This is a genomic window from Rossellomorea sp. y25 (genome assembly GCF_038049935.1).
GTDB lineage: Bacteria > Bacillota > Bacilli > Bacillales > Bacillaceae_B > Rossellomorea.
This window is the reverse complement of sequence record NZ_CP145886.1, coordinates 91,070-97,500: the sequence shown is the minus strand read 5'-3', so window position 1 is coordinate 97,500 and position 6,431 is coordinate 91,070. Positions and strand designations below refer to the sequence as shown.

General features: G+C 43.8%; 9 protein-coding genes (1 of these 9 cut by a window edge). All 9 read right to left on the bottom strand.

Features of this window, described 5'->3' with window-relative positions; genetic code table 11:
- Positions 1–221, bottom strand: the 5' portion of a protein-coding gene (gene lysS, locus AAEM60_RS00495; protein ID WP_341357958.1) for a lysine--tRNA ligase. It extends 1,276 nt beyond the left edge of the window; the window shows 221 of its 1,497 coding nt (coding positions 1–221); it begins with the start codon at positions 219–221; its stop codon lies beyond the left edge, outside the window.
- A gap of 238 nt (positions 222–459) precedes the next feature.
- The gene (locus tag AAEM60_RS00490) at positions 460–684 is read right to left on the bottom strand and encodes a helix-turn-helix transcriptional regulator (protein WP_299746269.1); all 225 of its coding nucleotides are present in this window, start codon (positions 682–684) and stop codon (positions 460–462) included.
- Positions 636–1,160 carry a 2-amino-4-hydroxy-6-hydroxymethyldihydropteridine diphosphokinase gene (gene folK / locus AAEM60_RS00485; RefSeq protein ID WP_341357228.1) on the bottom strand — a complete coding sequence of 175 codons (525 nt, stop codon included), beginning with the start codon at positions 1,158–1,160 and terminating at the stop codon, positions 636–638. Before folK ends, AAEM60_RS00490 begins: the two co-directional genes overlap by 49 nt.
- A gap of 1 nt (position 1,161) precedes the next feature.
- A complete protein-coding gene (folB, locus tag AAEM60_RS00480; protein ID WP_299746275.1) occupies positions 1,162–1,521 on the bottom strand; it encodes a dihydroneopterin aldolase in 360 nt (119 codons plus the stop codon).
- A complete protein-coding gene (gene folP / locus AAEM60_RS00475) occupies positions 1,514–2,335 on the bottom strand; it encodes a dihydropteroate synthase (RefSeq protein ID WP_299746278.1) in 822 nt (273 codons plus the stop codon). The genes folB and folP overlap by 8 nt, the downstream gene beginning before the upstream one ends.
- Before the next feature lie 16 nt (positions 2,336–2,351).
- Positions 2,352–3,209, bottom strand: a complete 858-nt coding sequence (gene pabC / locus AAEM60_RS00470) for an aminodeoxychorismate lyase (protein ID WP_299746281.1) — start codon at positions 3,207–3,209, stop codon at positions 2,352–2,354.
- The gene (pabA, locus tag AAEM60_RS00465; protein WP_299746284.1) at positions 3,210–3,797 is read right to left on the bottom strand and encodes an aminodeoxychorismate/anthranilate synthase component II; all 588 of its coding nucleotides are present in this window, start codon (positions 3,795–3,797) and stop codon (positions 3,210–3,212) included.
- Entirely contained in the window at positions 3,794–5,197 is a 1,404-nt protein-coding gene (pabB, locus tag AAEM60_RS00460) for an aminodeoxychorismate synthase, component I (protein ID WP_299746287.1), read from the bottom strand. The genes pabA and pabB overlap by 4 nt, the downstream gene beginning before the upstream one ends.
- Positions 5,198–5,384: 187 nt before the next feature.
- Complete coding sequence (gene cysK / locus AAEM60_RS00455) at positions 5,385–6,314, bottom strand: cysteine synthase A (protein ID WP_299746290.1); 930 nt, start codon at positions 6,312–6,314, stop codon at positions 5,385–5,387.
- Positions 6,315–6,431 lie beyond the last annotated feature (117 nt).

The window sequence follows — 6,431 nt, the reverse complement described above, 5'->3', positions numbered from 1 at the left end:
CCACGCTTAGTCATGATACGACCTGCAATGGTTACAGTGATGTCTTTCTCTTCTAGTTCTTCTTTAGAAAATTCATCGAATTGAGATTTGATCTCGGATGAACTGTGTGTACGATCATAGCGTTTACCGAATGGATCAAGTCCCTTATCACGGATTGATTCCATTTTTTCACGTCTTACTCGAAGCTGGTCATTGATTTCTTCGTGACTCATGTGTTTCACTCCTATTCTATCTACTTGCTTTACTAGACTAATACGATTATATACCATACTATTTTACACAATATCTATGTTTGTAACACCCCTAAAGTATGAGTTATTTCAGAAACGTACTTTAGCGGGTTAAAAAGAGATGAAAAAAATCTAAAAAAGGCCGATCCAACCTGGTGACAGTGTCACGAATTGGTTCCAGCCTTTTCTAGAATAACATAAAAGGATATACAGGTGAATTAACCGGCATTCACTCACTACGTTCAGATTCTTCATGAGGGATCAGCTCATGTATTGGTATGTTCAACACTTCTGCAACATTCACTAAGAAATCTTCTTTCGGTATCCGACTGCCTCTTTCCACTTCTCCAAGGACCGAAACAGAGATGGAAAGTTCCTTGGCCAAACCTTCCTGAGTATACCCTTTTAACTTTCTGAATGCACGAATGCGTCTTCCCCATTTATCTGTTTCCATAACCGAACTCCTTCTTTGTCAGGTATTTCGTCCAGAAATTCAACGAACGGGGCATTAAAAGACGGATGCTCTATATGTGGAGCAACCTCTACTAACGGGATTAACACAAATGCTCTTTCTTGCATCCTTGGGTGAGGAATGAGGAGATTCTCTGATTCAATATTTTCTTGATCATAGAGTAAAATATCAAGGTCTATTATTCGAGGACCCCATTTGAACTCCCTTTCTCTTCCAAGGTCGATTTCCACCTGCAAGCACTGATGTAATAGAGTTTCTGGACTTAGACTGGTACGAATTCCGATGACCATATTCAAAAATTTACCTTGTTCTGTAAATCCTACTGGGTCTGTTTCATACATAGAGGATTGTTTCGTTACCTCTATCTTACCATGACTGCCTAAGATGTTTATGGCTTTTTCTAAATAACCCGCCCTGTCTCCCATATTGGAACCAAGGGAAATGTATGCAGTATTCATCCTATCGACTCCTATTAATCTCCACCGCCACCGATTGGTAATGTCCAGGAATAGGTGGATCAGGCTTGATTAGTGTTATTTTACAGCTCTCTACGACTTGGAATGCTTCTAAGATCCGGGAAGAGATGTCTTCAGCGACCGCTTCCACTAAATTCTTCGGTTCTCCCTCAACTACAGTTTTCGTGATAGAATAGATCTCCGCATAGTTTACGGAGTCCTCAAGCTGATCACTTTGACCGGACTTCCTTAAATCTAAATGCAACTCTACACTAACACGAAAACGTTGTCCAAGTTTGTTCTCTTCTTGAAACACACCATGATAGCCGTAGAACTCCATTTCGTTCAATAGGATCTTATCCATACATTTTCTCCTTTCCAACGAGGGCATCCATCATCTTCGCCATGCGTGCCATTTCTTTTACATCATGAACCCTCACGATGTGGCAGCCTTTTTGAATCCCGTAGCATACCGTCGCTCCCGTGCCTTCCATCCGTTCCTCTACGGGCAGATCAAGAACATGCCCAATGATAGACTTCCGTGACGTCCCCAGGAGCACAGGATATCCTAGTGAAACAAGAACATCCAAGTGTCTCATCATCTCTATGTTTAATTGTACTGTTTTTGCAAACCCGATTCCAGGATCCAGGATGATTTGATCGTCTTTCACCCCTGCTTCTTTCACTAGGAAGATGCTTTCCTGCAGATCTTGTAACGCATCCCGAACGAAGTGGCTGTAATCCTGGTTATCCCGGTTATGCATGAGAATAATCGGGGCTCCCGTTTCCGCCGCTACTTGGGCCATTTCAGGATCCTTTTTCGCGCCCCATACATCGTTAATGATGCTTGCACCTGCTTCCAGCGCTTTTCGTGCCGTCGCTGCCTTATACGTGTCGATGGATATTGGTACGTTCACTTCCCGGGAGATCGCCTCTATAATCGGCACGACCCTAGAAATTTCTTCTTCAGCCGCTACGATTTGGTGCCCTGGCCGAGTGGACTCTCCCCCTATATCTATAATATCCGCACCCATCTCTACCATTTCTTTCGCACGCTCTACAGCCCGGTCCAATTCATTGAACGAACCACCGTCCGAGAATGAATCAGGTGTGATATTTAAAATCCCCATAATAAGGGTTTTCTCTGAAAAATTAAGTTCGTATTTCCCGCATTTCATTGCACGACTCCCCCTGCTATAATTCCTCAATTGAATTCAACTGTCCTGTATACTTGCTGTACTGATCATGAAGCAACCTTGAATACTCTCCATTTCGGCCGGGGAAATTCACAGAGTCGATTCTGTTTACCGGTATGATCTCTTGCACAGAATTCGTAAAGAAAACCTCATGGGCATTCAGTAATTGCTCTTTCCCGAACATCCCTTCCCGGACCGGCATCTGCATTCGATCCGCCAGGGCAAGGATGAACTGACGCGTTATCCCGTTTAAGAGCCCGGTCCCTACAGCTGGTGTATACAATTCTGCATTTTTTACCCAGAAAAGATTGGAGGTTATCCCTTCACACAGATAGCCTTCCTTTGTAAGGAATATCCCTTCCCGGTGAGGAGATGGTCCAATTTCCCGTTTTGCCGCCATATTGTTCAGGTAATGATGGGATTTCAAACGTTCCCCTGTCTCCGGTGTGTTTCTTCTTAACTGAAGCAGCACACCTTCTTTTTCTTTTAATGGCAGAGAAGGAGGCAATTCCTTTTGAAAAAGGATCACCGTCGCATCCTCATAAGGGGTCGTTTGTAAACCTATCTCCCCAGCCCCACCGGAGATGTTGAACCGGCAATATGCATCCTTCAAGCCATTTTTATCTAAAAGGGTTGTTATTGCATTCCTGATCTTCTCTTCATCCAGGTCTGCTGCAATATTCAATTCCTTTAATCCATGAGAAAGCCTCTTCAAATGATCCTTTAGCAAAAAAGGATGACCCTCATACGTCCGAAAGGTCTCAAACACGCCCAATCCATATAAATACCCGTGATCGAATGGGGAAATGACCGCCTCTGATGCATGAACGATTTCTCCATTAAGATATAAGTACATTTATAAAACCATCTCGATTTTTTTATAGGTCGTTAAAAAGTTAAGGAGCAGCTGTTTCCCTTGTTCCGTCATGATGGATTCGGGATGGAACTGCACCCCTTCGATCGGCAGCTGTTTATGACGGATCCCCATAATCTCCCCTTCTTCCGTTTCGGCTGAAATGTCAAAGCATTCAGGAAGGGTTTCTCTTTTAACGATCAGGGAATGGTATCTTGTTGCCTTGAAAGGATTGGGCATGTCTTTGAAAATGGTTTTCCCGTCATGGATCATCGGTGAGACTTTTCCGTGCATTAACCGTTCAGCACGAACAACATCCCCTCCGAAAACCTGGGCAATCGATTGGTGACCCAGGCAAACGCCGAAAATCGGAATCTTTCCGGCAAAGGCCCGGATCGCCTCGAGGCTCACACCCGCTTCATTTGGACTGCACGGTCCCGGAGAAATCATCAGGTAATCGGGAGACAATGCCTCAATCTCATCTAATGTGATCTCGTCATTTCGTTTCACGACCAGCTCTTCCCCTAACTCTCCTAAAAATTGCACAAGATTATAGGTGAATGAATCGTAGTTATCAACCATGAGAATCATAGGGTTTCTCCTTCCGCCCGGGCTTTCGCTACCCAAAGGGCTTTCGCTTTCTTCAAGGATTCTTTATATTCATACTTAGGGTTAGAATCAATTACGACTCCCGCACCCGCTTGAATATGCGCTTTTCCATCTTTCACAAGCATCGTCCGAATGACGATATTCAATTCCATATCACCATTGACGCCAATCCAGCCAATGGACCCTGTGTAAATCCCTCTTCTGACCGGTTCTAGCTCTTCAATGATCTCCATCGTTCTCACTTTAGGAGCTCCCGTAATGGTTCCACCAGGAAAAACAGATCGAATTAAATCCGCTCCCGTTTTGGTTTCATCTAGTGTTCCTCTTACATTCGAAACGATGTGCATGACGTGGGAGTATTTTTCGATGACCATGAACTCATTCACTTCAACTGTCCCGTATTGGCACACCCTGCCCAGGTCATTTCGTTCCAGGTCCACAAGCATCACATGCTCTGCTCTTTCTTTTTCGTTGTTGATCAGCTCAAAAGCAAGTTTCTCATCCTCTTCAGCATCTTTTCCACGCGAGCGTGTGCCTGCAATTGGTCTTGTGCTTACTTCCGTTCCTTTTTTCTTTACTAGTAATTCCGGTGATCCTGAGACAATCTGAAAGTCCGGGCTTTGAATATAACTCATGTAAGGGGAGGGGTTTAATTCCCGAAGCATTTTATATACCGTGTAGGGCTTAGCCTTCAACTCTTGAGATTGTCGGACAGATAAATTCACCTGAAAAACATCACCTTGAGATATATAGGATTGAATTTGTTTTACGGCCACTGAGAATTCTTCCTCATCCATGGATACCTCAATGCTCGCCGTCTCATGATGTACAGGATCTTCTGCATCCTCATTAATCGGGGACAGGGCTTCTGTCCAAATGGATGTCCATTTGGCAAGATTCTTCTCAGCCGATTCCGGTTCTTTATCGGAAAGAATCATCGTCCACAAAATATTTTCCTGATGATCGAAGACTACCCATTCCTCCAGGTAGTAGAAATAAAGGTCCGGAATCTCCAGGTCATCACGCCCCAAAGCGGGGAGCCTCTCAATCTTTCTTGCATAATCATAACTAAGGAACCCGATCACGCCCCCTTGGAAATCAGGGAGATCCTCTCTTCTTTTCGTCCGAAGGGGATTCATCCACCTTTCCAACAAAATCAACGGATCTCCATTTATCGTTTCAACTCCGGAAGAGCTTTGTATGAGCAACCCATCAGGGACACTTTGTAAAATTACATCAGGTTGTAGTCCAGCAACGCTATATCGTCCACCCCGTCCACTTTCTAACAAAATATGATGTGGCTGATGTTGACTAAGTTGTTCGTATGCTGCAAAAAATTGTTCTTTGGTTGAATGGTTTTTATGAAAATATAGGTGCTGCACTGACCCCTCACACTCCTAATCTTTATCTATTTTCATGATACATGAACTTTGGGAAGGTTTCATCGTTAAAAACTTGAAATTATGTAATGGGATGATGGATTTTGAAGGTGCTTTTACTATTAATCTTCTAACAGATCAAAAAAAAACGGATCCTGAAGATTTCACTTCAGGATCCGACACATCTTTATTATTCTTCATCAAATTGGTAAAGAGGAGTACTTAAATAGCGTTCTCCATTACTAGGGATGATTGCCAGTACTTTCTTACCCTTTCCTAACTTTTTCGCCACTTCAATGGCTGCATAGATGGCTGCTCCAGAAGAAATCCCGCCCAGGATCCCCTCTTCTTTAGCAGCTCTCCTTGCATAGTCGAAGGCCGAATCTTTTTCAACTTGAATAACATGATTATATACACTCGTATCTAAGATCTCAGGGATAAATCCAGCACCGATTCCTTGGATTTTATGAGGACCAGGTTTACCCCCTGATAATACAGGCGAATCTGACGGCTCCACCGCATACAGATCAATGGATGGATAATGCTTCTTCAGCACTTCCCCCACACCTGTAATCGTACCACCTGTTCCAATCCCGGCAATGAAGGCATCCAGCTGATCGCCCATTTGCTCGACGATCTCAGGTCCGGTTGTTTCCCGATGCACTTTCGGATTGGCTGTATTTTTAAATTGCTGCGGCATGAAATAGCCTTTTTCTTTCGATAACTCTTCAGCTTTGCGAATGGCCCCTCCCATACCTTCTGCTCCTGGCGTTAATACTAATTCTGCGCCGTAAGCACGTAACAGGTTGCGTCGCTCCATACTCATTGTGTCAGGCATGACAAGTAGGGCACGGTACCCTTTTGCCGCAGCCACCATCGCTAAACCGATACCCGTGTTCCCACTCGTCGGCTCAACAATCGTATCCCCAGGTTTAATCGTACCTGCGGCTTCACCTGCTTCAATCATCGCCAATGCGATACGATCTTTTACAGAGCTGCCCGGGTTCATATATTCTAATTTCAAGTAAACATCCGCACTATTTTCATCTACTAATCGATTCAGTTTCACCACTGGAGTCTGACCTATTAATTCCGAAATTGAATTGGCTACTCTTACCATTCATCCATCACTCCTAATCCCAAGTAAATTTGTTGGTTTTATAAAAATGTAACAATATTCAATATATTTGTCAATTAATAAGTATAAGCGGGGGTTGGCCCTGTTCACTCTAAAGGG